Annotated in this window: 20 protein-coding genes, 1 tRNA gene and 1 pseudogene; 11 read left to right on the plus strand and 11 right to left on the minus strand. The window is 71.5% G+C overall.

The genetic code is table 11. From position 1 onward, the window contains the following. The first annotated feature begins 2 nt into the window (after positions 1 to 2). The 3 genes from GA0115233_RS23180 (at position 3) to GA0115233_RS23190 (ending at position 4,242) form a co-directional block, all read left to right on the plus strand. Entirely contained in the window at positions 3 to 1,313 is a 1,311-nt protein-coding gene (locus GA0115233_RS23180; protein ID WP_093722227.1) for a protein phosphatase 2C domain-containing protein, read from the plus strand. Positions 1,314 to 1,415: 102 nt separating this feature from the next. Further along, positions 1,416 to 2,762 carry a vWA domain-containing protein gene (locus GA0115233_RS23185; RefSeq protein ID WP_093722200.1) on the plus strand — a complete coding sequence of 449 codons (1,347 nt, stop codon included), beginning with the start codon at positions 1,416 to 1,418 and terminating at the stop codon, positions 2,760 to 2,762. A gap of 94 nt (positions 2,763 to 2,856) precedes the next feature. Then, positions 2,857 to 4,242: an FHA domain-containing protein gene (locus tag GA0115233_RS23190; protein ID WP_093722201.1), complete on the plus strand. Its 1,386-nt coding sequence runs from the start codon at positions 2,857 to 2,859 to the stop codon at positions 4,240 to 4,242. Between the two features lie 150 nt (positions 4,243 to 4,392). Here the strand turns inward: GA0115233_RS23190 and GA0115233_RS23195 are convergent, their stop codons facing one another. Continuing rightward, positions 4,393 to 5,391, minus strand: coding sequence for a methyltransferase domain-containing protein (locus GA0115233_RS23195; protein WP_093722202.1), 999 nt, complete (start codon positions 5,389 to 5,391; stop codon positions 4,393 to 4,395). A 105-nt stretch (positions 5,392 to 5,496) separates the two neighbouring features. On the opposite strand from GA0115233_RS23195, the gene GA0115233_RS23200 reads away from it, so the two are divergent. Further along, positions 5,497 to 5,901 (plus strand): globin, encoded by a 405-nt coding sequence (locus GA0115233_RS23200; RefSeq protein WP_093722203.1) that lies wholly within the window; start codon positions 5,497 to 5,499, stop codon positions 5,899 to 5,901. 29 nt (positions 5,902 to 5,930) lie between these two features. Here the strand turns inward: GA0115233_RS23200 and GA0115233_RS23205 are convergent, their stop codons facing one another. The 6 genes from GA0115233_RS23205 to GA0115233_RS23230 form a co-directional block, all read right to left on the minus strand. Then, a complete protein-coding gene (locus GA0115233_RS23205) occupies positions 5,931 to 6,605 on the minus strand; it encodes a hypothetical protein (protein ID WP_093722204.1) in 675 nt (224 codons plus the stop codon). Beyond that, positions 6,602 to 7,018, minus strand: a complete 417-nt coding sequence (locus GA0115233_RS23210; protein WP_093722205.1) for an acyl-CoA thioesterase — start codon at positions 7,016 to 7,018, stop codon at positions 6,602 to 6,604. Before GA0115233_RS23210 ends, GA0115233_RS23205 begins: the two co-directional genes overlap by 4 nt. Positions 7,019 to 7,024: 6 nt before the next feature. Next, a complete protein-coding gene (gene ettA, locus GA0115233_RS23215; RefSeq protein WP_093722206.1) occupies positions 7,025 to 8,689 on the minus strand; it encodes an energy-dependent translational throttle protein EttA in 1,665 nt (554 codons plus the stop codon). 178 nt (positions 8,690 to 8,867) lie between these two features. Further along, positions 8,868 to 9,194 (minus strand): GYD domain-containing protein, encoded by a 327-nt coding sequence (locus GA0115233_RS23220; protein WP_093722207.1) that lies wholly within the window; start codon positions 9,192 to 9,194, stop codon positions 8,868 to 8,870. A gap of 21 nt (positions 9,195 to 9,215) precedes the next feature. Further along, entirely contained in the window at positions 9,216 to 9,755 is a 540-nt protein-coding gene (locus tag GA0115233_RS41155; RefSeq protein WP_176711912.1) for a hypothetical protein, read from the minus strand. 197 nt (positions 9,756 to 9,952) lie between these two features. Continuing rightward, a tRNA-Arg gene (locus tag GA0115233_RS23230) sits at positions 9,953 to 10,025 on the minus strand. A gap of 320 nt (positions 10,026 to 10,345) precedes the next feature. On the opposite strand from GA0115233_RS23230, the gene GA0115233_RS23235 reads away from it, so the two are divergent. The 5 genes and pseudogenes from GA0115233_RS23235 to GA0115233_RS40685 all read left to right on the plus strand — a co-directional run bounded on the left by GA0115233_RS23235 (position 10,346) and on the right by GA0115233_RS40685 (position 17,123). Next, positions 10,346 to 11,953, plus strand: a complete 1,608-nt coding sequence (locus GA0115233_RS23235; protein ID WP_093722208.1) for a dynamin family protein — start codon at positions 10,346 to 10,348, stop codon at positions 11,951 to 11,953. Positions 11,954 to 11,956: 3 nt separating this feature from the next. Next, the gene (locus GA0115233_RS23240) at positions 11,957 to 13,789 is read left to right on the plus strand and encodes a YfjP family GTPase (protein ID WP_093722209.1); all 1,833 of its coding nucleotides are present in this window, start codon (positions 11,957 to 11,959) and stop codon (positions 13,787 to 13,789) included. 181 nt (positions 13,790 to 13,970) lie between these two features. Next, positions 13,971 to 14,426: a single-stranded DNA-binding protein gene (locus tag GA0115233_RS23245; RefSeq protein ID WP_093722210.1), complete on the plus strand. Its 456-nt coding sequence runs from the start codon at positions 13,971 to 13,973 to the stop codon at positions 14,424 to 14,426. A 261-nt stretch (positions 14,427 to 14,687) separates the two neighbouring features. Continuing rightward, positions 14,688 to 16,070: pseudogene (locus GA0115233_RS23250) on the plus strand (Cys-Gln thioester bond-forming surface protein); the annotation flags it as partial. Between the two features lie 819 nt (positions 16,071 to 16,889). Then, positions 16,890 to 17,123 carry a hypothetical protein gene (locus tag GA0115233_RS40685; RefSeq protein WP_141689558.1) on the plus strand — a complete coding sequence of 78 codons (234 nt, stop codon included), beginning with the start codon at positions 16,890 to 16,892 and terminating at the stop codon, positions 17,121 to 17,123. Between the two features lie 107 nt (positions 17,124 to 17,230). Here GA0115233_RS40685 and GA0115233_RS23255 read toward each other — a convergent pair whose 3' ends face one another. The 3 genes from GA0115233_RS23255 to GA0115233_RS23260 all read right to left on the minus strand — a co-directional run bounded on the left by GA0115233_RS23255 (position 17,231) and on the right by GA0115233_RS23260 (position 23,969). Further along, positions 17,231 to 17,521: a hypothetical protein gene (locus tag GA0115233_RS23255; RefSeq protein ID WP_093722211.1), complete on the minus strand. Its 291-nt coding sequence runs from the start codon at positions 17,519 to 17,521 to the stop codon at positions 17,231 to 17,233. Continuing rightward, on the minus strand, positions 17,514 to 17,690 hold the full coding sequence (locus tag GA0115233_RS41160; RefSeq protein WP_176711913.1) for a hypothetical protein: 177 nt from the start codon (positions 17,688 to 17,690) through the stop codon (positions 17,514 to 17,516). The genes GA0115233_RS23255 and GA0115233_RS41160 overlap by 8 nt, the downstream gene beginning before the upstream one ends. Before the next feature lie 78 nt (positions 17,691 to 17,768). Next, positions 17,769 to 23,969, minus strand: coding sequence for a DNRLRE domain-containing protein (locus GA0115233_RS23260; protein ID WP_093722228.1), 6,201 nt, complete (start codon positions 23,967 to 23,969; stop codon positions 17,769 to 17,771). A 274-nt stretch (positions 23,970 to 24,243) separates the two neighbouring features. Here GA0115233_RS23260 and GA0115233_RS23265 point away from each other — a divergent pair, with 274 nt between their 5' ends. Further along, positions 24,244 to 25,407 carry a sensor histidine kinase gene (locus tag GA0115233_RS23265; protein ID WP_255310314.1) on the plus strand — a complete coding sequence of 388 codons (1,164 nt, stop codon included), beginning with the start codon at positions 24,244 to 24,246 and terminating at the stop codon, positions 25,405 to 25,407. On the opposite strand, the gene GA0115233_RS23270 is transcribed toward GA0115233_RS23265, so the two are convergent. Beyond that, positions 25,348 to 25,950 (minus strand): response regulator transcription factor, encoded by a 603-nt coding sequence (locus GA0115233_RS23270; RefSeq protein ID WP_093722212.1) that lies wholly within the window; start codon positions 25,948 to 25,950, stop codon positions 25,348 to 25,350. The genes GA0115233_RS23265 and GA0115233_RS23270 overlap by 60 nt on opposite strands. A 92-nt stretch (positions 25,951 to 26,042) precedes the next feature. Here GA0115233_RS23270 and GA0115233_RS23275 point away from each other — a divergent pair, with 92 nt between their 5' ends. Continuing rightward, positions 26,043 to 26,639 carry a hypothetical protein gene (locus tag GA0115233_RS23275; RefSeq protein ID WP_093722213.1) on the plus strand — a complete coding sequence of 199 codons (597 nt, stop codon included), beginning with the start codon at positions 26,043 to 26,045 and terminating at the stop codon, positions 26,637 to 26,639. Positions 26,640 to 26,762: the final 123 nt, after the last annotated feature.

Raw genomic sequence — 26,762 nt, forward strand, 5'->3', positions numbered from 1 at the left:
TGATGTCACAGATGCCCCAGCAGGCCGCTCTGTCGCACTGCCCGAGCTGCGCCGAACCGCTGCTCACAGGTGACCGTTTCTGCGAGAAGTGCGGATACGACCTGTCCGCGACGGCCGCGCCCCAGGCCCCGGCAGCCCCGACCGCGGCTCCGGCTCCGGCTCCGGCTCCGGCTCCGGCTCCGGCTCCGGTCAACGGTGCCGCCCCCGTGGCCTGGCCGCACGCCTCCGAGCCCACCGGCACGGACACGCCCCCGGCCGTGCATGTGCCGGCCGAACTGAAGGGCACCGGGTCCGACGGCTCCGCGCCCGGCGGGGTGCGCTTCGACCGTGCGCCGGAGCCCGACGAGTACCCACTCCAGGCACCCGACCCGCGGGTCGCCGCCGAGCAGCCCGCGCCCGCCAAGGTGTGCGTGGCCTGCCGGGCGGGCCGGGTCGACCAGGACGGCTACTGCGAGAACTGCGGGCACGCCCAGCCCCGCGAGCGCGACCACATGGAGCAGGAGTGCGGCCCGGTCGCGGCGGTCAGCGACCGCGGGCTGCGCCACCACCGCAACGAGGACGCCTTCGCCGTGGGCTGCACCGCGCTCGCCGACGGCTCCCCCGCGACCCTGGCGATCGTCTGCGACGGCGTCTCCTCCGCGACCCGCCCCGACGACGCCTCGCTGGCCGCGTCCCGGGCCGCGAGCGACGCCCTGCTGGCCGCCCTGCCGCAGGGCACGCACCCGCAGCAGGCGATGCACGAGGCGATCGTGGCGGCCTCCCGCGCGGTCAACGCGCTGGCCGGTGAACCCGCCACCGCCCTGGAGCAGGCCCCGCACCAGAACGCGCCCGCCTGCACCATCGTCGGCGCGATCGTCACCGCCGGTCTGCTGGTGGTCGGCTGGGTCGGCGACAGCCGCGTCTACTGGGTGCCGGTGGACCGCAGCGCGCCCCCGGCCCGGCTCACCGAGGACGACTCCTGGGCGGCCCAGATGGTCGCCGCGGGCCTGATGAACGAGGCCGAGGCGTACGCCGACGAGCGCGCCCACGCGATCACCGGCTGGCTCGGCGCGGACGCCTACGAACTGGAGCCGCACACCGCGTCCTTCAAGCCGGACCGGCCCGGTGTGGTCGTGGTCTGCACCGACGGTCTGTGGAACTACGCCGAGGCGGCCGAGGAGATGGCGGACGTGGTGCCCCTCGACGCGGCCGTACGGCCCCTGCACAGCGCCCAGGTACTGGTCGGTCACGCGCTCGACGGCGGGGGCCACGACAACGTAACAGTGGCCGTGCTGCCGTTCCCGGCCCCTCCGATGGGGGCAGGATCGGCCTGAGGCCCCGTTCAGCGGGGGCGGCCTCGACGGACCGGAGGGGACCGGTCCGCCATCAGCCATCGCCCCACTCCGGTGGGGTGTCCTAGGGGGATCAGAGAAGGCATGGCCATTTTCTCGAAGTCGAACGTGCCGCAGTTCTCGATGGACGTCTACCAGAACGAGTACCTCCCCGAGGGCGGCCGTGAGGTGAACGCGATCGTCACGGTCACCGCGACCGGCGGCGGCACGATCGGGAGCGCGGTCGCGGCGCCCCACCTGTTCACACCGGGGCAGGGCCCGTCCGCGGCCGTGGCGCTCATGGTCGACTGCTCGGGTTCGATGGACTACCCGGCGACCAAGATGCGCAACGCCCGGGACGCCACGGCCGCCGCGATCGACACCCTGCGCGACGGGGTGCACTTCGCGGTGATCGGCGGCACCCACGTCGCCAAGGAGGTCTACCCGGGCGCCGGGCGCCTCGCGGTCGCCGACGCCACCACCCGCGAGCAGGCCAAGCAGGCGCTGCGCGGGCTCACCGCGGGCGGCGGCACCGCGATCGGCACCTGGCTCCGGCTCGCCGACCGGCTGCTGTCCTCCGCGGACGTGGCCATCCGCCACGGCATCCTGCTCACCGACGGCCGCAATGAACACGAGTCACCCGAGGAGCTGCGCGCCGCGCTGGACGCCTGCGCGGGGCGTTTCACCTGCGACGCGCGCGGTGTGGGCACCGACTGGGAAGTGAAAGAAGTCACAGGGATCGCCTCCGCGCTCCTCGGCACCGCCGACATCGTCGCCGACCCGGCGGGGCTGGCCGCCGACTTCACGCAGATGATGGAGACGGCGATGGGCAAGGAGGTCGCGGACGTCTCCCTGCGGGTGTGGACCCCGGTGGGCACGACGATCAAATTCGTCAAGCAGGTGGCACCGACGGTCGAGGACCTGACCGGCCGCCGCACCGAATCGGGCCCGCGTTCGGGCGACTACCCCACCGGTTCCTGGGGCGACGAGTCCCGTGACTACCACGTTTGTGTCGAGGTTCCGCCCGCCGACCTGGGCCGGGAGATGCTCGCGGCGCGGGTCTCCCTGGTGATCCCGCAGCCGGACGGCAGCGTCCAGAACCTCGGCGCGCAGGGCCTGGTCCGGGCCGTGTGGACCGACGACATGGTCGCCTCGACCTCGATCAACCCGCAGGTCGCCCACTACACCGGGCAGGCCGAACTGGCACAGGCCATCCAACAGGGGCTCGATCTTCGCAAAGCGGGCGATATCGATGGAGCAACGGCCAAACTGGGCCGGGCGGTTCAGCTCGCCAGCACCTCCGGAAACGCCGATACGGCGAAACTCCTTGCGAAGGTGGTGGACGTGGTCGACGCCGCGGCAGGTACTGTGCGACTGAAGGCGAAGGTCGCGGAGGCCGACGAGATGACTCTCGAAACCCGGTCGACAAAGACTGTTCGTGTAAAGAAGTGACCGCACCACTGACCGAGCGACAACGCGAGCCCGGCCCCTCGGGGTTGGAGAAATCCGGCTGCAACGGCCGGAAAGGAGAGGGGGAAGCGCCGACATGCCGACCTGCCCGAACGGACACCAGTCGGGTTCCGACGACTGGTGCGAGGTCTGCGGTCACCGCATGGCCGGTGCCGTACCGCCTCCCCCTCCGCCGCCCCCGCCCGGCGGTGGGTACGGCTTCCCGCCGCCCGGTGGCCCCGGAGCCCCCGGCGGTGCCCGGCCGCCGCACCTGTCCTCCGTACCGGACCCCGAGCCGGAGCTCTGCCCGCAGTGCCGTACGCCCCGTGAGGGCGGCGCGCCGTTCTGCGAGGAGTGCCGGTGGAACTTCCTGACCAACACGGCCACGTCGTACACCCCGGCCGCCCCGCGCCCGCCGGCGCCCGGCCCGAGCCCGGCCGCCCGCTTCCAGCAGCAGCCGGGACCGTCCTACGGCGGCGGTGACTCGTACGACTACCAGAGCTCGCGGCCGTCGCAGATGAACCGGCCCGCGGAGCCGCTCCCGCCGTTCGGCACGGACCCGGGCCCGGGCGGACCCGGTGGTCCCGGTGGTCCTGGTGGTCCCGGTGGTCCTGGTGGTCACGGCGGCCCTGGTGGTCCTGGTGGCCAGGGGCCCTACGGCGGTCCCGGTGGCCCGAACGGTCCCGGTGGCTTCGGTGGTCCCGGTGGCCCGAACGGTCCCGGTGGCTTCGGTGGCCAGGGTGGTCCCGGTGGCCCCTCCGGCTTCGGTGGTGACCCCTCGCGGCCCGTACCGCCGCCTCCCGGCCCGACCCCGCCCGCAGGTCCCGGCGGCCCTGGCGGCCCCGGTGGCGCTCCGCAGGGGTTCCAGTCCGGCCCGCCCGCCCCGCCCGGATACCCGCAGGAGACGAACCGCCCGCAGCCCGGCGGCCCGTCCTTCGGCGGCGGCGAGGACGACTGGGTGCTCTCGCCCCCGTCCTCCGGCCCCGGCGGCCCCGGCCAGGGCGGCGGCTACGGCTACCCCCAGCCCGGTTCCGGCCAGGCGCCGCCCCCGCCCGGCGGCGGCTACCCGCAGCAGCCGGCCACCTGGACGGCGACCATCGGCCCGGACCGCGACTACTTCATGGCGATGATGCAGCGCTCCGGACCCGAGGCCGCGGGCCTGAACCTGCCCGCGTACTCGCCCGAGCAGCAGCGCACGCTCTCCGGCAACCAGGTCACCATCGGCCGCCGCCGGCACTCCACCGGCGACACCCCCGACATCGACCTGTCGGTGCCGCCGGAGGACCCGGGCGTCTCGCACCAGCACGCGGTGCTGGTGCAGCAGCCGAACGGCTCCTGGGCGGTCGTCGACCAGAACTCCACCAACGGCACCACGGTCAACGGCTCCGAGGAACCGATCCAGCCGTTCGTGCCGGTACCGCTCCAGGACGGCGACCGGGTGCACGTCGGCGCCTGGACGACGATCACCATCCGTCGCGGCTGAGCCGCGGAACTCTCACCGGAGGGGCCAGGCGTACGGCCCCTCCGGAATGCCCCGCACGCCCACGCGCCCGGCCGGGCCCCTCCGCCGGGAAACGCCGATGCGCCCACGGGCTCGACCGAGCCATCGCCGCCTCCTGGAGGCTCCGCCCAGTCACCCCCGCAGGGGCCAGGTGTACGGCCCCTCCGGACCGTCCAGCCAGGCCCACTGGCCGTCCCCGCCGACGGTGACGCCGTAGCGCTCCCGCTCGGGCATCCCCTCGCGGTCCCACAGCGCGTACGCCTCCTGCGGGTCCAGGCCCACCCGGCCGAGGGCGAGCAGGAAGCGGAACAGGTCGTGGTCACGGGCCCGGCGGGGCACCCCGCCGAGCGGCGCCGGTTCGCTCTCGGGGCGGTCGCCGCCGCGCAGCGGGACGAAGTAGGCGGGCGTGTGCAGGAAGCGGCCCTCGGCGTGCTCGGCGTCCCGCACGGTCAGTACGACCAGGCCGGTGGCCATGGGCGCCAGGATCCTGGCCCCCGCGCGGCACTGGGCGAGCCAGGCGCGCGGCACGCACGACAGGGCGCAGGTCGCGATGATCCGGTCGTAGGGCCCGCGTTCCGGGACACCCCGGGCGCCGTCGCCGGTCACCACGGCCGGACGGTACCCGGCGGCCTCCAGGTGCCGGCGCGCGGACTCGGTGATCTCCGGTTCCAGGTCGACGGTGGTGACGAGTCCGTCGTCGCCGAGGCGCCGGGCGAGCAGGGCGGCGTTCCAGCCGGTGCCGGTGCCGATCTCCAGTACGCGGTGCCCGTCCTCGACCTCCAGCGCGACCAGCATCATCGCCATCAGCGAGGGCTGGCTGCTGGAGGACACCAGCTCGCCGTCGCGCAGCCGGGTGGCCAGCGGCACGTCGGCATAGGCGCCGCGCAGCCAGCGCTCGCGCGCGGCTGGGTCGGGGTCCTCGCCCCAGCGCCGCTCGTGCCCGCCGACGACGGCGACGTAGTAGTAGGGCACGAAGAGGTGGCGCGGCACGGCCATGAACACCTCCGCCCACCTCGGATCGGCGTCCCAGGCCCCGCTCCTGTCGATCTCGCGCACCAGCCGCGCCCGCGCCGTGGCGGCGAGGGCGTCGAAGTCGTCGAGGCCGCTGTCGGGAGCGTGGGGGGCGCTCATACCTCCACTGTCCTGCGGGACGCCGGGCGGGGCGAGGGCGGAGGGGAGCTACGTCGGGGACCTAGGGCTTGAGTCCTGGGCCGCGGCGTCTGAGACCATGGGGGCGTGAAAGAGATTAGGCGCGGCACGCTTCAGGAGCAGACCTTCTACGAGCAGGTCGGCGGGGAGGAGACCTTCCGCCGCCTGGTCCACCGTTTCTACCAGGGGGTGGCCGAGGACCCGCTCCTGCGGCCGATGTACCCCGAGGAGGACCTCGGCCCCGCCGAGGAGCGCCTGACCCTCTTCCTGATCCAGTACTGGGGCGGGCCCACCACGTACAGCGACAACCGCGGCCACCCCCGGCTGCGGATGCGCCACGCGCCGTTCGTCGTGGACCGCGCGGCCCACGACGCCTGGCTGAAGCACATGCGCGACGCCGTGGACGAGCTGGGCCTGTCCGAGGAGCACGAGCGGACGCTGTGGAACTACCTCACGTACGCGGCGGCGTCGATGGTGAACACGGAGGGCTGAGCCGGGGGCAGTGACCCCTTCGCTCCGGCTCAGTGGGAGACGCTGACGCCGAGCGACCCGAGCCCGTTGGCCCTGCGCACGGCTATCGACCCGTACGGCGTGCGCAGGCGCAGCCAGGAGGCGGCGGAGAACAGCGCGGGCTCCCCGGAGGCGCGCAGGAAGCCGAGCGACTGCGCGGCGTGCACGGCCCGCACCGGCAGAGCGGTGGAGCCCACCTCCCGGGACCAGATCTCCCGCCCGATGCGGTCGAGTTCGGCCCGGGTACGCCGGTCGGGGTCGAGTTCCTCGCTCCGGGCCCGGAACTCGGCCACCGCGGCGCCCACCAGGGCCCGCAGGTCGTCCGGCGCGGGCAGTCCCGGCACGGGGCGCCAGCCGCTCCTCGGCGGCAGCACGCCCGCCCAGGGCGGTCCGGTGACGGCGGCCGGGACGAGGGCGGTGGCCGCCGGCTCGTCCACCGCCTCCAGCAGTTCACCGGCGGAGACAGTCACGTCCAGGGTGACGTCGAGGCCGTTCTCGTACGGCTTGGCCAGCCGCGCGGCGCGGATCGCCAGTACCTCGAAGGACGGCGGGCGCCCGAAGACGGCGAGCGCGGTGCCGGCCGCCTGGAGGCGTACCGCGGCGCCCCGGTCGTAGTGGAGCAGCCGGGAGAGGAAGGCGGCGAGATCGGCCGCCTCCCCCTCGTCCGCGAGGTGGAGCACCGTCATGCGGCGACGGCCTCCTCCTCGTCATCGTCGTCCATGTACTCGGCGAGGAACTCGCGCTCCTCGGCGGTGATCCGGCGGGGCCGCTGCGCCTCGAAGTCGAACGGCACTATGACCGTCGAGGCCCGGACGTAGACGATGTCGTCGTCCTTCACCTCGTAGGTGAGGGTGAAGGACGCGGCCCTTATCTCGGTGACCCACAGCTCGATGTCCACCGGGTGGTGGCGGTGCACGAGCTGGCGCTTGTAGTCGATCTCATGGCGCGCCACCACGGACCCCTGCTGGAAATCCTTGTCCGGGCGGAACAGGAAGTCGATACGGGCTTCCTCCAGGTACCGGAGGAAGACCACGTTGTTGACGTGGCCGTACGCGTCCATGTCCGCCCAGCGCAGCGGGCAGCGGTAGATGTGCCGCAAGATCGATCAGCCCCGGGTCAGCTTCTTGTAGGTGGCGCGGTGCGGACGCGCGGCGTCCGGACCGAGGCGCTCGATCTTGTTCTTCTCGTACGACTCGAAGTTGCCCTCGAACCAGAACCACTTGGAGTCACCCTCGTAGGCGAGGATGTGCGTGGCGACCCGGTCCAGGAACCACCGGTCGTGGGAGACGACCACGGCGCAGCCCGGGAACTCCAGCAGCGCGTTCTCCAGGCTGGAGAGCGTCTCGACGTCGAGGTCGTTGGTGGGCTCGTCGAGGAGCAGCAGGTTGCCGCCCTGCTTGAGGGTGAGCGCGAGGTTGAGGCGGTTGCGCTCACCGCCGGAGAGCACACCGGCCGGCTTCTGCTGGTCCGGGCCCTTGAAGCCGAAGGCGGAGACGTAAGCCCGCGAGGGCATCTCCACCTGCCCCACATTGATGTAGTCGAGCTCGTCGGAGACGACCGCCCACAGGGTCTTCTTCGGATCGATGTTCTCGCGGCTCTGGTCGACGTAGGAGATCTTGACGGTGTCGCCGACCTTGATGCTGCCGGAGTCGGGCTTCTCCAGCCCCTGGATCATCTTGAAGAGGGTGGTCTTACCGGCACCGTTCGGCCCGATGACACCGACGATCCCGTTCCGAGGCAGCGTGAAGCTGAGGTCGTCGATGAGGACCTTCTCCCCGAAGGCCTTGCTGAGGTTGTTGACCTCGACGACGATGTTGCCGAGCCGCGGCCCCGGCGGGATCTGGATCTCCTCGAAGTCCAGCTTCCGCATCTTCTCGGCCTCGGCGGCCATCTCCTCGTACCGCGCGAGACGGGCCTTGGACTTGGCCTGCCGCCCCTTGGCGTTGGAGCGGACCCATTCCAGCTCTTCCTTGAGCCGCTTGGCGCGCTTGGCGTCCTTCTGCCCCTCGACCTTCAGACGGGTCTGCTTGGTCTCCAGGTACGTGGAGTAGTTGCCCTCGTACGGGTAGGCACGCCCGCGGTCGAGCTCCAGGATCCACTCGGCGACGTTGTCCAGGAAGTACCGGTCGTGGGTGATCGCCACGACGGTGCCCGGGTACTTGGCCAGGTGCTGCTCCAGCCAGTTCACCGACTCGGCGTCGAGGTGGTTGGTGGGCTCGTCGAGCAGCAGCAGGTCGGGCTGCTCCAGCAGCAGCTTGCACAGCGCGACCCGGCGCCGCTCACCACCGGAGAGGTTGGTGACGGGCCAGTCGCCGGGCGGGCAGCCCAGGGCGTCCATGGCCTGCTCCAGCTGGGCGTCGAGGTCCCAGGCGTTGGCGTGGTCCAGCTCCTCCTGGAGCTTGCCCATCTCTTCGAGCAGCGCGTCGGAGTAGTCGGTCGCCATCTGCTCGGCGATCTCGTTGAACCGGTCGAGCTTGCCCTTGATCCCGGCGACGCCCTCCTGGACGTTCTCCAGGACCGTCTTCTCCTCGTTCAGCGGCGGCTCCTGCAGCAGGATCCCGACGCTGTACCCGGGCGACAGGAACGCGTCCCCGTTCGACGGCTGCTCCAGCCCCGCCATGATCTTCAGCACGGTCGACTTACCGGCGCCGTTCGGGCCGACGACGCCGATCTTCGCCCCGGGGAGGAAGTTCAGGGTGACGTCATCGAGGATCACCTTGTCGCCGTGCGCCTTGCGCGCCTTGCGCATGGTGTAAATGAACTCAGCCAAGAGAAACCGTCCGGCAGCTTGAAATCAGGCAGTGGGCAGATACACCCCATCTTGCCGTACCGCCACCCCTGGGCGGAAACGCGTATAGGTGGGGGGCTGTGACCTGGGGGTTCGCTGCCGGCGGCGGTGGGTGACGGCCCCGCCGGTCGCCACCGGCTGACGGGCGGGCACCCTCGCGCTACGCGCCAGGGGGCCGGTACTGGATCTGCCCGGCTTTGCGCAGGGCGTCCATGGTCTCGTCGACGGTCAGGAGGACGGTCGTCTCGAACGAGCTGAGCGCGCCGCCTCCGCTGATCGCCAGGGCGACCGCGGCCATGGAGACGTTGTCGGGGGCCTCCCACAGGTTGTAGCCGTCACGGGTACCGAACGCGTACCAGAAGCCGTGCAGCTTGCCGCCCACGGACTCGATGTACGCCTGAGCGGCCTTCGCGCGGTCCTCGGGGTGGCTGATGAGCCTCGCCCAGGTCTCCGGCGTGTAGCTGAACCTCGACAGATAGAGCGGCATGATATCTCCCCTTCGTCCCATTCAAAGGATGCTCCCGAAGGGAGGTAGCCGTCCCTGAAGCCGCCCGTGCATCCCCCGAACGGCCGGGATGGTCGGGGCCGAGGATGCCTGTGCTGCGCTGGACTCGCCGGCCGGGCAAGGCCCTGGCGCCGCCGGAATGGGCCCATGGACGCTGCACTCGCCGCACTGCTCGGCGCCGCCGTGGGCTCGCTCGCCACCCTCGGCTCCGCGATGGTCACCGGGCGCGCGGCGGCGCGCTCCCAGTTCGCGCAGTGGCGGCGACAGCACCGGCGGGACGCCTACGCGAACTATCTGACGGCGGTGTACGACCGGGACATCGCGTGGGACGCCGTGCGCGACGCGTTGCGGGACGACAACCCGGACTTGCGGGAAGTGGACGAGCGGATGGAACTCTTCCGTGCTCGGGCCCGCGATGTTCACCGGGCTGCCGAGTTCGTCGTCCTCGAAGGTCCCGAGTCCGTCGTAGAGGCCCTCTACCGCGCGGTGCACGCGGCCGAGGACCTGGCCGAGGTCGTGCGGCGCATGGCGTGCGATGCCCATGCGTGCGACGCCTCCCGCAAGGCCGCGGACACGGCACTCGCCGCCGAGCGGGAGCACCTGCTGTATCAGACGGTGAAGGCCCTGCGCACAGCGGCCGGGGACGTCCTCAACGGCAGTCAGACCTCCCGAGCGGCGACGCGCCGACGAACCCACTCCCACCAGCAAAAACGCCCTCCCGAAGGAGGGCGGAGACTGGGCGCCCCCGGCAGGACTCGAACCTGCGGCCAAGCGCTTAGAAGGCGCCTGCTCTATCCACTGAGCTACGGGGGCCGGTGTGGTGGCCTCTGTCGTGGTGCCCGGGTGTGGGCTGATCCCTGACGTTGCCGGGGACAAGGATAGGGCTCTCGGGTCCGTGTCCCTGTTGCTTCGCCTCCGTGGCTCGATGTGGAGGTTCAGTGAAGCGGTCCTGATAATCGCAGGCAGGTACGAATCGTGCACCGCTTTTGACGTCTGGCGCACCGGGTGTTGTGCACTCGTTATGCCTGGACTGTGCCGGTGTCCCAGTCGTCCCTTCCGCCCCTTCTGTTCCGTCGGCGCGCAGACATGCTCATATGCTTCAGAATTCCCCTAAAATTGGGCATTCTTCGCATGTGGTGACCTTGGACGTACGGCCCCAGCTGATCGACGCACTCTCCGCTCTGCGCGACCGTGTCGCAGCCGCACGCTTTCCGCTACCCCTGGCGGGGGCGCCACGCGCGCGTGCCAACCGCGACGAACTGCTCGCCCAGCTCGACGACTACTTGGTGCCCCGGTTGAAGGATCCCGAAGCGCCATTGCTGGCCGTTGTGGGCGGATCCACCGGCGCCGGCAAGTCCACGCTCGTCAATTCGCTGGTGGGCAGACGGGTCAGTGAGGCGGGCGTGTTGCGGCCCACGACCCGGACTCCGGTGCTCGTGTGCCATCCGGAGGACCATCACTGGTTCAGTGGGATGAGGGTCCTTCCCGATCTCACCCGTGTCTGGGTGCCCCAGCAGGAACCCGGCGACGACATGCTGCTGCCCGGCGAGGACCCCGCGCGCGTGCTGCGCGTCGAGACCACCGAGTCGCTCCCGCGCGGGCTCGCCCTCCTCGACGCCCCCGACATCGACTCCCTCGTCGCCGACAACCGCGTCCTCGCCGCCGAGCTGATCTGCGCCGCCGACATCTGGATCATGGTCACCACGGCCGCCCGCTACGCCGACGCCGTCCCCTGGCACCTGCTGCGCACCGCCAAGGAGTACGACGTCACCCTCGTCACCGTCCTCGACCGGGTGCCCCACCAGGTCGTCTCCGAGGTCTCCCGGCAGTACGGCGCCCTGCTCACCAAGGCCGGGCTCGGCCATGTGCCCCGCTTCACCGTCCCCGAGCTGCCCGAGTCGGCCTGGGGCGGCGGACTGCTGCCCGCCACCGCCGTGGCGCCGCTGCGCACCTGGCTCGTCCACCAGGCCCAGGACTCCGCCGCCCGCCACCAGGTCATGGCCCGTACCGCCTACGGCGTCCTGGACTCCCTCAAGTCCCGCATGCCCGAGCTGGCGAGCGCCGCGGCCGCCCAGTACGCCGCCGCGACCCGGCTGACCGCGGCCGTGGAGGCGGCGTACGACAGCGAGCACGCGCGCGTGCGCAGCCGTCTGCAGTCCGGCGCGGTCCTCGCGGGCGACGCCCTCAAGCGCTGGCGCGCCTTCCCGCTCGACTGCACGGCCGGCGAGCTCCTCGACGCCCTCTCGGAGAGCCTCACCACCCTCCTCGTATGCGCCGTCACGGCCGCAGACGACCGCGTCGACGAGTCCTGGCGCCGCGAACCGGCGGCGGCCGCCCCGACCCTGCGGGACCGCGACCCCACCGCGGAGAGCGTCGAGCACCGCATCGGTCTGGCCGTACGGCGCTGGCGGCGCGAGCTGGAGGAGTGCGCCGAGGACGAGGTGCGCGAGCTGGACAAGGGCGCGACGCTCGACCCCGAGGCGGTCGCCGCACTGGTCGCCACCGCGCTCCTGGGCGGCCGTAGGGCGCGTGCCGCGGGGGAACGGCTCGCCGGGCGGCTCGGGGCCCACGGCGCGCTGCGCCTGCGCGACCGGGGCGGGCGGCTGCTCACCGAGCACCTCGACCGCGCCGTGCACGCCGAACGCGAGCGCCGCCTCGCGCCCCTGGACGCGCTCGACGTCCACCCCGAGCCGCAGGCCGAACTCATCGCCGCGCTGTCCGTACTGCAGAAGGAGAGGTGACCGGTGACCGCCGCCACTGATCAGGACCACGAACCGGGGGCCACGGAACCGGCCGAGGGCGAGGACGGCGTCCCGGAGGCGTCCGGCGCCGGTGCCGAGGAGGAGGCCGCGCAGACGGAAGAGGGCCGGGAGGAGGACGACGGCGTCTGGGACGACGGGCTCATCGCGCGGCGTATGAACGACACCGCCGAGGAGCAGCAGCCCGTCTCCGCCGTCGAGAGCCGGGCCTCCGTACCGCAGACGCCGACGACCCTGGCGTTCGACGGCCCCCTGCGGTCCCGGCTCGACGCGCTGCGCGAGCTGGTGGGGCTGTCCCGTACCCGGCTCGACAGCCGCACCCTCGCCGAGGCCGGACGGGTGCTCGACGAGGCCGCCGCGCGGCGCAGGCTCTCCGGGCAGCACACCGTGGTCGCCATCGCGGGCGCCACCGGCAGCGGCAAGTCGCAGCTGTTCAACGCGCTGGCCGGGCTGACCATCTCCGAGACGGGCGTACGGCGGCCCACCACCTCCGCGCCCATCGCGTGCAGTTGGAGCGACGGCGCCGCCCCGCTCATCGACCGGCTGGGCATTCCGCCCCGGCTGCGCCGCCGCCCCGCCCAGCACGCCGACCCGGACGGACAGCTGCGCGGACTGGTCCTCGTCGACCTCCCCGACCACGACTCCGCGGCCGTGCAGCACCGCGAGCAGGTGGACCGGGTACTGGCCCTGGTGGACGCGGTCGTCTGGGTCGTGGACCCGGAGAAGTACGCGGACGCCGTGCTGCACGAGCGGTACCTGCGGCCCATGGCGGGGCACGCGGAGATCATGTTCGTCGTCCTCAACCAGGTCGACCGGCTCCCCGGGGAGGCCGCCGAACAGGTCCTCGACGATCTGCGGCGGCTGCTCGACGAGGACGGCATCGCGCTCGGCGAGTACGGTGAACCCGGCGCGACCGTCCTCGCCCTGTCCGCGCTCACCGGCGACGGGGTCGGCGAACTGCGGGAGTCCCTCGGCCAGTTCGTGGCCGAGCGCGGGGCCGCGGCGCGCCGGATCTCCGCCGATGTGGACGCCGCCGGGTGGGAACTGCGGCCCGTCTACGCCTCCTCCGGGCGCACCGGGCTCAGCGAGGCGGCCCGCGAGGAGTTCGCCGACCGGCTCGCGGACGCCGTCGGCGCCACCGCGGCCGGGGAGGCCGCCGAGCGCGCCTGGCTGCGCAACGCCAACCGTGCCTGCGGCACGCCCTGGCTGCGGCTGTGGCGATGGTACCAGGACCGGCTCGAACCGCCCACGGGACGGCTCCCGTTGCGCGCCCAGGCGGACGAGGAGGCCACCGCCCGGCAGCGGGTGGAGCAGGCGGTGCGTACGGTGGCCGAGCGGGCCTGTGCCGGGCTGCCGGCGCCGTGGGCGCAGGCGGTGCGGGAGGCGGCCGTACGGGGCTCGCAGGGGCTGCCCGAGGCGCTGGACGAGCTGGCGGCGCGGGCGGGGCTGCCGCCGGGGCGTCCGCCGCGGCCGGGGTGGTGGCCCGCGGCGGTACTGGTGCAGGCCTCGATGACGCTGCTTCAAGTCGTCGGCGGGCTGTGGCTGGTGGCGCAGATCGTGGGGGTGATGTCGCCGAACCTGGGTGTGCCGGTGCTGTTGATGGTGGCCGGGATCGTGGGCGGGCCGCTCGTGGAGTGGGGGTGCCGGATGGCGGCGCGGGGGCCTGCGCGGCGGTACGGGATGGACGCGGAACGGCGGTTGCGGGAGGCGGCGGCCGGGTGCGGGCGGGCGCGGGTCCTGGATCCGGTGGCGGCGGAGCTGCTGCGGTACCGGGAGGTGCGGGAGCAGTACGGGAAGGTCATGGGGGTGGGGGCCTGACCCTGGGCCCTGGTTCCACGCGGAGGCGGAACTCCTCGTTCGGGTGGCGGGGTTGTCCACAGCCCCGGCACCGGTCCACAGGGCGCGGCGGGCTCGTTCCGACGGCGGCAGTCTGGCTCTCGAAGCAGACGCAGCAGCCGTACGGGACGGGCCCGTCCGGCGTTCTGACGGGAGGCGGACGATGAACGAGACGACCATTTCCGTGGTGGGGAATGTGGCGACGCAGCCGGTGTACCGGGAGGCGGCGACGGGGCCGTCGGCACGGTTCCGGCTGGCGGTGACCGCGCGCTATCTGGACCGGGAGAAGAACGAGTGGACCGACGGCCACACCAACTTCTTCACGGTGTGGGCCAATCGGCAGCTCGCGACGAACGCGGCGGCGTCGCTGACGGTGGGTGACCCGGTGCTGGTGCAGGGCAGGCTGAAGGTCCGTTCGGAGGTGCGCGAGCAGCAGACCTGGACCTCGGCCGACATCGAGGCGGTGGCGATCGGGCACGACCTCGCGCGCGGTACGTCCGTCTTCCGCCGCCCAGGCCGGCCGGAACCGGCGGTGAGCGGACTGCCGAGGCGGCCGGAGCCGGAGTGGGAGACACGGGAGCCGGCCGAACAGGCGCCGGAGCCGGTGGTGGTGACGTAACGTCACGCATTGGCGCGTTATTGCCTGAACTGCGGCTTATTGAGCGTCACACACCGCACATTGTGGGTGGATTTGTCGATAAGCCCAGTTCGCAGGCGTCTCCGCGATAACGATTCCGAGTCGGATCGCATATGTCCTGTGATCTCCGGGGGGCGCGGTGCACCTGCTCCTTAGGATGCCGAACAAGGCTCTCGTGGCTTGTAGTTCTGCTGGTGGGACCGTTCCCCCCACACCAACGGGTCCTGCTAGGAGGGGAATTCCGTGCTTTCTTCTTTCTCCGCGTCGACCGGACGCGGCCGAGGGGCGGCCCGAATCGCCGCCGCGACGCTGGCATCCGGCCTGCTCGGTGCCGGTGCGGTGCTGGCCGGTGCCGGTACGGCCCGGGCGGACGGCGCGACGCGGAGCGAGGGCGGGGCGCAGGCGACGATAGGCGGACTGAAGACGTACGGCGCCGCGGTCATTCACGACGAGGCCGGGGACCAGGAGATCTCGGCGGGCCTGTTCGAGATGTCCGTCGAGGGCGGCGGAACGCTGCAGACGTACTGCGTCGACCTGTTCAACCCCACGCAGAAGGGCGCCAAGTACCACGAGACGGCGTGGAGCGGGACCTCGCTGGGGGCCAACGAGAACGCCGGCAAGATCCGTTGGATCCTGCAGAACTCCTACCCGCAGGTGAACGACCTGGCGGAGCTGGCCCGGAAGGCGGGCGTACGCGGAGGGCTCACCGAGGAGGACGCGGCGGCGGGCACGCAGGTGGCCGTGTGGCGGTACTCCGACGGCGCGGACGTCGACGCGGTGGACCCGCAGGCGGAACAGCTCGCCGACTACCTGGAGAAGAGCGCGCGGAACCTGCCCGAGCCGGCGGCGTCCCTGACTCTCGACCCGCCCGCTCTCGCCGGGCGCCCCGGTGAGCTGCTCGGACCGGTGACGGTGCGTACCGACGCCGGCACGGTGACCGTGACGCCGCCGTCGGCGATGAGCGGAGTGCGGATCGTCGACGAGAAGGGCACGCCGGTCACGGCCACGTCGGACGGCGGGCAGGTCTGGTTCGACGTGCCGGAGGACGCGCCGGACGGCACCGCAGAGCTGGTGGTGCAGGGCTCGACGACCGTGCCGGTCGGGCGCGCCTTCACCTCCGACACCCGCAGCCAGACGCAGATCCTGGCGGGCTCCAGCGAGTCCACCGTGTCCGCGAAGGCGAGCGCGACGTGGGCGAGGACGGGAGCGGTGCCGGCGCTGTCGGCGGAGGAGAACTGCGCCAAGGGCGGCGTGGACATCACGGCCGTCAACGAGGGCGACGAGAGCTTCACCTTCTCGCTCCTGGACACGGAGTACACGATCGACCCGGGTGAGACCCGGACGGTCACGATCCCGCTCCAGGAGGACCAGGTCTACGACTTCACCATCGAGGGCCCCGGCTTCTCCAAGCGGTTCACCGGCATCCTCGACTGCCTGACCCAGGCGGCGGAGGCCGACAACACCACGACCCAGACCCTCTCGGAACCCAGCCCGGCCACGGTCGGCGGCACGTCCCGCGACACCAACCTCGCCGCGACGGGCAGCTCCAACGCCACCCCGGTCATCGCGGGCACGGCCATCGGCCTGGTCGTGATCGGCGGGGCGCTGCTGATCTTCCGGCAGCGGAACGGGGGACGGGGCAGGACTGACGGGCTTCCCGTACCGGCCGCCGCCGCAGCGGGTCAGGGCAGGAAGGCCCACACGCAGGCGGCGAGGAACGGAAGCAGCAGCACGTCGTACCACCCGGCCCGCACCCGCCGGGTGACGCCGGGGTCCACGCCCTGCTCCGTCTCGTGCGCGCGCAGGACGGCATGTCTCAGCTCACGGCGTGCCTCGTTGGCCCGCCTGCCGTCGAACACCGACCGCGTGAGCGCCCAGGGACTGACCTGTCCCACTCCGGCGACGTCGAAGGCCCCGCCCTTCTCCGCCCTGCCCAACAACCGGACTTCCGACAGCGGCGCGGAGTACACGACGAAGGGATTGCAGACGGTGACCCGCCCCGCTCCCCACTCCACGTACGGCGTCAGCCCCGTACGAACGAGGACCCACACCACGGCACAGGGCACGGCGAGCGCGAGAACCACGTCCCAGGCACCGCTCGGCGCACCCGAGTCGAGGAAGAGGAAGTAGACGGCAGTCACCAGCATGGCGAGGGTCAGAGCCATGGAGGCGACGTATACGGCTCGATTCCTGTAGTGGATCACGTGTCCTTGTCCTTTAGTTGCCCGCCAGAACGTCAACGACGTTCCAGACGGTGAAAGCGAGCGGCGGCAGGAGCAGAAGATCAATCGCCCCCAGCGGATCCAGCGGCGCGCGGACGGCCCCGGCTGCTCGGTCGGCGCCACCACGGCCCCGCCGATGAGTTCCCGCAGTTCCTTCCTGGCCGAACGGGCACGCCGACCGTCGAACACGGACTTGGACAGGACCCACGGGTGCTCGGCGCCGATGCCCTCGACCCGCAGACCGAACGCCCCGCCCCGCGCGACGAACTGGACGTCGCTGAGCCGCGCCCGGTACGAGTACAGCGGGTTGTGGACACTGAGGAACCCCTCACCGGTGCTGATCGACGGCTGCACCCCGATCCTGACGAAGAGCCATGCGAAGAGCGAGGCCATGGACAGCAACGCCGCCGCGTTCACCAGCCCGTCCCCCTCGGCCTCCATGGTGAGCAGGGCGTAGACCACGGCGACGGGCTGAGTGACCACGCCGACCCATGCCGCCCCGAAGACGACTCGATTTCTGTACCGCACCCTTGCTCTCCGCAGTCCGGGATGCCGATGGACCCGTCACCGCGTTTTCTTCAGCCTTGCCTGACGTCTCCGTTCTGCATAACTGGTCGCGGTGAAGACTCCTCCCGCTGTGACTCCGAAGAGGAGAACGCCCACCACCGTGGCCGCTCCCCCGTCGTCCTCGGCAATCAGAAGGCCGAACAGCACCGCGCTGAAGCCCGCGAGCAGACCGATGACCAGCGGGTGCCGGGCGGCGAAGCGCTGTGTTCTGCCGGGGAGTTGCTCACCCCCCAGAAGCCGATCAGCCACCCTGTACGCCCTGCGCAGCGATCCAACCTGGTCAGCCATCGGACCTGCGCTCTATCAGCCAGGCGATCGCGAGAACCACGGCGGAGCAGAGGAACAGCCGCTCGCCGTCCCGGTGCCCGTACAGGGCGGACGCCACGGCTCCCAGCACGAATACGGTCACACCCAACCAGAACATCGCCCGTGAGGTGCGCTTTGCTTGATTTGACATTCCTCTTCCTGTCCCAGGGCCGGCCGCCCGGAACGGGCGGCCGGCCCTAAGCGCGTAGGCCGTTACTTCAGAAGGCGGTCACCAGCGCCATGACCGTGACTTACGGTGTGAGATCCGCTGCTTGGTGTGCTTTCCACCGCGCGGTCGCCAGCGGACCAGTGCCCGGCCCGCACCGTAACGGACTCCGGCGCTGAGCCCCCAGCCGAGGGAGGCCACTCCGCCGCCGTAGATCGCCGCACGGCCGACCGAGCCCCAGGAAGCCTTGCGGTTGCCCAGCTTCTTGGCTGCTCCGCCCGCGATCATTCCGGCGGCCACAGCGCAGGCGGCTCCCGCCGCCCCCATGGACACCAGCCCGCAACCGATGCCGGCCGCGCCCGCGGCCAGTCCCACTCGGTGACGCTTGACCCAACTCTTGGTCTTGCGCCAGGCCTTGCGCCAGCTCCACCTGCCGTCGAGGTCGTAGGCGTTCAGCGGGTCCGCGTAGACGTAGTCGTAGGCGTTCGCGCTGCCACCGTAGACCGGGTCCGTCGAAAGGAAGCGGCCCGTGGCCGGGTTGTACAGGCGCACGCCCATCAGGGTGAGGCCCGCCGCTGTTTCACTGGACCGCTGCTTGGCGCCGAGCCAGCCGTACCGGGCCGCCGTCCCGCTCACCCGCTGGTTGCCGTACTCGTCCGTGTCGAGCGCGACGGGAGCCTTGGCGGTGTCCAGCGGGAGCTGGAGGGCCACGTCGCCGTGGATGTTGGACAGGTGCAGCACCGTGTCGCCGGTCTTCGTGGTGGTCGCGGCGAGATCACCGGACGCGGAGTCCACGTTGCGGGTGAGCGCGCCGGTGGCGGTGTTCTCCACGATCCAGCGCGGGTTGTCGCCGTCGCTGTCGTAGTGGTTCAGCTTGGACGCGGTCTGCGTCCAGTTGCTGCCGCTGCCGGTCTCGACCGTCCAGGAGCGGAAGCGCAGGGCGGAGTCCAGCTGCCAGGTCTGGCGCTTGCCGCCGGCGGTCTGCTGGTACGCCAGGTCGTTGGCGTAGTAGCCGACCGTGCCCTGCCCCGGAACCGCGGTGGTGCGGCCGAAGGCGTCGTAGGTGTAGCCGGAGTCGACGATCCGGTCGGCGCTGTCGTAGGTGTGGTTGGTGGTGGTGCCTCCCCCGGTCGGGCAGTCGGCACCCGGAGTGCCGGCCGCGGTGGTCAGGGACTTGCGGTTGGTGCGCGCGTCGAAGGTGTACGAACGGCGGGTGCACACCGTCTCGGAGGTGTCCTCGACGGTGGTCAGGCGCCCGATCGCGTCGTAGCGGTACGTCTGGTCCGACCAGCCCGCGTGGCTCGCGACCTGCCCGTGGACGGACTCGGTCACGGTGTCGGAGTAGACGATCGTGCCGTCGCTGTCGCGCCGGTAGGTGCGCTCGACGGCGGACCCGGTGGTGTCCTCGGTGAGGGTGAGGGTGTAGCCGCCGGGCAGCTTCTCGGTGGCGACCGAGCCGTCCGCGTCGTAGGTGGCCCTGAAGGTACCGGCCACCGAGTCGGTGGTACTGGTCGCCAGACCGCGCGGTTCGGCCGTGTGGTCGTAGGTGTAGGTGACGGTCGACGGGACGGTGTCCGTGACCTTGACCGGGCGGTTCAGCAGGTCGTACTCGGTCGTGGTGGTGCCACCGTCGGCGTCGGTGTAGGAGACCTGCCGACCGAGCTTGTCGAACACCTTGGTGATGGTGCCGCCGGTGGGCGAGGTGGTCCTCACCGCCTGGCCGTTGGCCGGGTCGTACTCGGTGGTCGACGCGGGGACCGCGGGGCCGACGCCGCCGGTGACGGCGACCTTGGTCTGCCGGCCCGCGTCGTCGTACGAGGTGGTGGTGGTCCGGGTCACGCCGTTGGCGGTCTCGGTGACCTTGTTCGGGTTGCCCCACCAGTCGTACTCGGTGACGGTCGTGGGCAGCCCGGTCGGGTTGGAGCCGCCGCCGGTGATCGCGCCGCCCGCCGTGACCGAGCAGACCAGGTCGGCCCACTCGGGACGCCCGGCGCACGGGCCGGAGCCCGTCGCGGACCAGTAGGTCGTCACGCGCGTGCCCGCGTCGGAGCCGTTGGCGCCGGGCAGGAGCTGCTTGACGATGCGGCCCTGCGCGTCGTACTCGGTCTTGGTCGTGATGGCCAGACCGCCGGGGTCCTGAATGGTCTGCGCAGGCTGGCCCTTGGCCCAGTCGTAGACCGTCTGGGTCACTCGGGTCTCGCCGTGGACGGAGGGGTGCTCACGCACCTGGGCACCGACCGTGCTCCTGGTGACCTGGTCCTTGACCTTGGCGGTGCCGTCGGTCGGCCGGCCGGCGTCGTACTGGTTGACCTTCCAGCTGCGGGCGGTGACCGAAGTGCCGGAGGGCACGAGGGTGGTGGAGCCCTGCTTCAGGTCGGCGGTCAGGTCGATGCGGCGCAGCGGCCCGAACTCCTCCAGCTCACGGGTGCCGGTGTCGTTGTAGACGGAGCGTGTGGCCAGCAGGTCGGCCCGCTCGGCGGCGGTGAGCCGGGTGATGCCGAGGTCGGCCTGGGTGTCCTTGTCGGCGTCGGTCAGACCGAGGGCGACGGCGCGGTTGGCGGCGGTCAGCTCACGGACCGTGTTGCCGAACCGGTCGTACTCGGTGGTGGTGATGTGCCCGCCGGGGGTGGCGGAGTTGACCTCGCGGCCGGACACCCCGAGGTAGTGCACCTGGGCCCGCCTGTAGTCGGCCGCCGACAGCGCGTCGCCGGAGTGGGACGCCGGGACCGCGTCGGCCGGAAGGACGGCGGTGGCGTCGGTCGGGGCGTCGAGCTGGCCCCAGGCCCGCACATCGGCGGCGCCCATCTTGTACGGGGCGCTGGTGCCGGTCAGCGGGACGTCGTAGACGACGCCGGTGGCGGCCGTGCCCTCCTGGACGTCGGTGGTGCCCCGCTTCAGTCCGGGCCGGGACGCCCCGAGCAGCATCCCGTCGCCGGCGGTGGCGGCGCCTCCCGCCTTGCCGTAGGTGAAGGTCCAGGGCAGTTCACCGGCCGGGGTGAACTTCGTGACCCGGCCCGCGCCGTCGTAGGCGTACTCGGTCTTCAGGGCGGGGCTGATCTGCGGGTTCCAGACCTGGCGCAGCCGGCCGTCGTTGTCGTACCGGTACACCTGCACGGTCTTCGAGGTGGCCGCGGACGCGCCGGGCTCGGTGGCCCACAGGCGGACCTCCTTCACCTGGCCGCTGACATCACCGAAGGCGTCCGCGGTGGCCGTGGTGGAGGTCGCGTACCCGAACTCCAGCACCCGGCAGCCCTTCGTGGCGGGGTCCGAGGTGCAGGCGGCGGCGGTCGCGGCCGACGTGGGCGCGATGATCCGCTTGGGGCGGGCCAGCTTCTTGCCGTCCACCGTCACCGTCTCGGAGACCACGGTGGTCGTGGTGTTCGACAGCCCGTCCAGCAGGGTGCTGGAGACCTGCCAGGTGGGGGCGGCCGCGTCGGGCTTGGTGAACTCGGTGACCGTGCCCTCGGTGTCGGAGAGCGTGAAGCTGCCGCTCACGCTGCCCTTGAGGGTCAGGTCCTCCGAGCCCGGCTCGGGCACCCACGCCGTCTTGGCCGCGTTCGCCGTGAAGTGGGTCTCCTCGCCCTCGGCGTCGACGACGGCGACAGCGGTGTCGGAGATCCTGCGGATGTGGCTGAAGTCCGAGTCCGTCATCTCGGCGGCGGTGCCGGCGACCCACTCCTTGCCGAAGATCGGCGCCTGGCCCTCCTGCTTGGCGCCCTTGTCCGGGACGCGCGAGGACGCGGTGCGGGAGACGGACAGGTCGAACGCGGAGGCGTCGGTGGCCGACAGCGTGTAGTCACCGGTCAGCAGGTTCACGCTGCCCGGCCCGACCTCGTCGCTCGCCGCGCCTTCGGCGTTGCGGTCGACGACCGCGGTCAGCGGCTCGGTGCTGCCGGAGGCGCCGCCGGGGCCGGTGAAGTCGGCCTTGATCTGCACGGTGCCGTCGGGGTCGACGGTCTCGGCGGCGTTCCACACCAGGGGGCTGTTCTTGCCGTTGGTGAGGGGGACCGGCCAGGCATCGACCGGGTCGCCGCCCAAGGTGACGTCCCCGGCCGGGATCCTGGCCCAGTCGTCGGCCTCGGAGCGGCGCCAGGAGAAGGAGACCTTGTCGTACTTGCCGGGGTCGGCCTCGGCGACCAGCGGCAGTCGGCGTGCGGTGCGCTCCCCGTCGGAGGGCTGTACGAAGCCGCCGGGTCCGGCGTGGAAGGTGTACTCGATGGCCTCGGACTTGTTGTCCGCCTTGTCCACGGCCCGCACCTGAAGGGTGTGCGTGCCGTCCTTCGGCGGGGCGACGGAGATGGCCTTGTCGGCGGTGGAGCCGCCGGTGGTGACCTTGGTCCAGGTCACGCCGTCCAGGGACCACTCCAGCCAGTTGTGGTCGGAGCCGGGCGGGGTGACGGTGAAGGTGCCGGCCTGGCCCGCACCCCTGACCCACTTGTCGGACGGGTAGTCCGTGGAGACGATCTTCGCCGGGGCGGACGGGGCCTTGGTGTCGACGGTGAAGGTCTTCCAGGCCGACCAGCCGTTGTTGTAGTGGGTCCCGTCGTACGGCGAGGTACGGAACTTGTACGTCTTGCCGTTGGCCAGCACCCCCGACGGCACGGTCACCGAGGCGACCTGCCCGGAGGGCACGTACTTCGAGACGAGGACGTCACCGACCTGCTTGTCGGTGGCGCTGTCGTAGATCTGGAAGGTGCCGTTGACCTTGTCACCGTCGGCGTCGACGAAGGTGTCCCGCAGCGTGGGCGTCGTGGTGTTGACCACGTAGGAGCCGCTGTGGGAGAAGTACGGCGGGCCGGCCTCCTGCTTGGTGCCGGTGCGCGGCCGGTAGTTGTACTTCACCACCAGCTTCGGCGGGTTGGAGGCCGCGTTGGCGGAGTTGACCCGCTTCCACTGGGCGACCACGGTCTCGCTGGAGGCGCGCAGGCCCATGTGTCCGCGGGCGGCCTTGGCGGAGGCCCACTCCTGCACCAGCGTGGTGACGTTGGCGTTGATCCAGCCGTCCGGCTGCGAGGTGCAGCCGGGGTTGCCCTTGGTCTCGGTGGAGGTGGCCTTCTTCGCCGTCCAGGCCGGCTGCGAGGTCCAGCGCGACGAGGTCGAGGCGGCGCCGGTCGACCACACCTCCCACGGGTAGGCCTTGCAGTCGGTGTTGCCCGAGTGGAAGTTCCACAGCGACAGCTTGGCGTCGAGGACCAGCGCGTCCTGGATGGGCGTGGTGTTCCAGGAGATGAAGGAGCGGGCCGTGCGCGGGGTGCCGTTGGAGTTCGTGGTGCCGGGGTTGCCGAGGTCCAGCTCGGTGTCGGCGGACCAGTCGACCGTCTCGCCCTGCTGCACGTAGGTGTCGAAGACGTTCGACAGTGACGAGGTGGACGGGTCGACGGTCACCGGGTACTGGGTGTCCGGGGCCGCCAGGAACTTCGCGTCCGGGGTGATGACCAGGTCGACGGAGGAACGATTCTTTACGACCTTCAGGCCGACCTTGGCCCGGTTGGTGTGCTCGCCCGACCGTTTGTCGACCGTCGCGTCCCACATGACCGGCGCCGGCATCACGGCCCGCTTCTTGCTCTTCTTGTCCGTGAAGAGCAGGCTGCCGTCCTTGAGCTGCTTGACCTTCAGACCCTTGGCCTTCAGCGGCAGCGTGTAGGAGTAGCCCTCCGTGTCGGGACGCTGCTTGATCTCGACGAACTGCTCGAAACCGGTACGCGTGGCCTCCACGACCACGTCCGCGCCGGGCACCGCGTTGACGTACTCGGCGCGCGTGCCGTCCAGCTTCGGCTTCGGCAGCCCACCCTTCCACTGGAGCGTGATCTGCCGGTCACCCTCGCCGAGGGTGACCAGATCGGTGGCCTTCGCCTCGCGCGCCGCCCGCAGGGACTTCGCCGGGGTTCCCGACTTGCCCGCGAGACGCAGCCCGCCCGGATGGGCCTTGGGCTCGACCCCGCCCGCGACCTCGCGGAGCTCGACATCGACGTCGGTCCACCGGCCGTCCTCCTGGAACCGGACCGGCCCCGCGGCCATCTCCGTGGTCAGACTGCCGTCCTTGTTCACCCAGGTCGTCGAGGTCTCGGTGCGTTCGCTCAGCGCCTCCACACGGTGACCGGACAGCCGGGCAGCGACTCGGGCCGAGGGGATGTCCTCGGCCTCGCGGACGCCGGGCTTCTTCGGCGCGGCGGCCTCCGGCTGCTGCCGCTGCCCGGAAAGGTTGCGCGCCACGGCCTCACCCGTGTCGCCGACCAGGAGCGCGGCCTCCGAGACAAGCAGCATGGCGGCGACCACAGCGATCTGTGACAGACCCCGTCTGTGGCGTTGGAGGACCGGTTCACAGCCCTCCCAGTCCCGCGGCGGGGGTACGTCGTGGTTCATCGAACAGGCATCCCTTGAAGAGTTCAGAACATACGGGCGCCCGATCCGATCACGCTCAAGATCATCAAAAAAGTGAGATCTTCATCGGTCTCCGAAGCAACCTGCCGCCTCTCTGAATGCTCATGTAGTGGGGGAAGTCTGCCCGCACACGGGACAGACCTGAGAAAGGAGAACAGTGTTTCGCCGGGCATACCTGACCACCGCGAACAAGGTCGCGTTCGCCACCGTCGCCCTCCTGGTCGTCGGCTCGCTCACGCTGGTGGCCGCGGATGTCCTGGCTCAACCCCTGAGCAGAAGAACGCTGATCACCGGGATCATCCTGCTGCTCCTTCTCCCGGCCGTGCTGCTGGGGCAGTACGCGCCACCGCCCTACCGTCTTCCCTACCGGTGGCGCTGGGTGCTGCTGGGCCTCCAGACACTGCTCACCTATCTGCCGGTCCTCGTCTTCGAGCACCGCTGGCTGAGCCTGCTGGGCTTCCTGGCCGGCGCCGTCCTGCTCACCGTGCCCCGCCCGGCCTCCGTGGTGATCGCGCTCGCCGTCGTCGCCAGCGGTCCCGCGCTGGTGCACAGCAGCCTGGTGGAGGCGAACCGCAGCAGCATGAGCGTGCTCGCGTCCACGCTGATCACGGGGAGCGCCGTGTACGCGGTGGTGCACCTCTCCCTCCTGGCCGCCCGCCTCCAGGCCTCGCAGGCCCAGGCCGCGCGCCTCGCCGAGTACCGCGAGCGCACCCGCATCGCCCGGAATCTGCACGACCTGATCGGCTCCTCACTGGTGTCCATAGCCGTGCAGAGCGAGAGCGCCCTGCGCCGCACCCCGCGCTCCACCCCCGCGTACGAGGCGCTAAGCGAGATCGCCTCGCTCGCCCGGCGGTCCCACAGCGAGGTGCGCAGCATCACCAGTGCGCGCGAGTCCTCCCAGCTCCACTCGGAACTCGCCCACGCCCAGCGCCTGCTGTCCAGCGCCGGCGTGGTCAGCCGCACCACTCTGCCGCCGCAGCTGACCCTCCCCGGAGCGGTGAGCGGCTGCCTGAGCGCCGTGCTGCGGGAGGCCGTCAGCAATGTCGTCCAGCACAGCCAAGCGACCCGGTGCGAGATCGAGGTGACGGCTTCGGACAGCACGATCCGGCTGTCCGTCGACAACGACGGCCTGCGCTCCGCGGTGCGGGAGACCCGGACGGGCAGTGGTCTGGAGAGCCTGAGGCTGCGCACCCTGGCCCTGAGCGGCGTCCTGCGTACGGAGGTCAGCGGTGGGCACTTCGTACTGACCGCCGAGCTTCCGCTAGATCCACCCGTGGCGCTCGGCGATACGGACCGCGTCCACGAGAGTGCGTGCGTGTAGCTTGCCCACCGCGGCGGACAGCCGGTTGCGCACCGTGCCCACACTGAAGAACAGTTCCGCCGCGATGGCCCTGGCGTCCGCCCCGCCCGCGGCCATCCGGAGCATCTCGGCCTCGGCCGGCGTCAGAGGACTCGGCGAGCCCAGTTCCTCGGCCAGCTCGGGCGGCTCGATCACCCGCCCTCCGGCGACCGCCGTCCGCACCGCCTCCGCCAGCACGCGGGGCGAGACGCTCTTCAGCAGATAGCCCGACGCGCCCGCGTCCAGGGCGCGACGGACGTGGCCCGGCCTGTCCAGGGCCGTGAGCATCACGGTGCGGCAGTCCGGCACCCGCCGCGGCAGCTCCCGTGCCAGCGCCAGCCCGTCCATGCCCGGCAGATCGATGTCGAGCAGTGCGACATCCGGCCGGAGGCGTTCGGCGAGCCGCAGAGCCTCCACCGCGTCGGTCGCCTGGCCCGCGGCCTCGATGCCGAACTCGCCGTCGAGGAGAGCCACCAGTCCGGCCCTCACCACCTGCATGTCCTCCACAACGAGCACGCTGATCACGAATTGAACACTCCGGTCCGCTCACTCCGGGGGGCACACCCGGTCTCCGGCATTCGGGGCCCGGTCGTGTCCCCTCGCTACCCTCCCCCATCATGGGCCTCGACATAACCGTGATCATCGCCGATCCCTCCCCGTTCACCCCGTTTCCTCCGCAGAAGCGCCTCTCGCACCTCCGCGCCACCCTGCTCGCGGACGACACCGGCCTGTGGGGTATCGACGCGCCTTGCGTCGAGGAGGGGTGGGTGTGGCCCGAGGGGGCGAACAGCGACCGCTTCGCGCTGTACGAGTTTCCCGGCACCCTCGGCTCCTACAAACCGCACTTCTGGGCCGGGGAGCGGTGGGACGAGGTACGGGAGCAGGTGGACCCTCCGCTGCGGGACGATCTGGACGCGTTGCTGGACGGGCTCCTCGGGCCGGAGGACCGCTGCACCGATGCGGACCTGTTCGGGGAGCCCAGCCCCGGCGTACTGCTCGCACGGTCACCGGAGCGCGTACGGGAGCTGGCCGCGGTCTGGGAGCGCGTGCGTCCTCAACTCCACCGGGTGCGGGAGCCGTTCGGCCGGGCATCGTTCCCGGACACCGGCTGGATCACCACCTACGACGAGTTCGCGAGCCTGCTGACGGGCTGGGGGCACGTCCTGGCCGAAGGGGAACGGCGCGGGTGGTGCGTCGTGGGCCTGAGCGGATAGAACCCTCCGGGCGAGGCCCCCGTAGAGTCGGCACGCCCCAGCCCCCAACCCTCAAACCCCCAGCCCTCAGCCCACAGCCCACAGCCCACAGCCCACAGCCCACAGCCCACAGCCCACGAAAGG

Origin of the sequence: Streptomyces sp. DI166 (genome assembly GCF_900091315.1) — a bacterium.
GTDB lineage: Bacteria > Actinomycetota > Actinomycetes > Streptomycetales > Streptomycetaceae > Streptomyces > Streptomyces fuscus.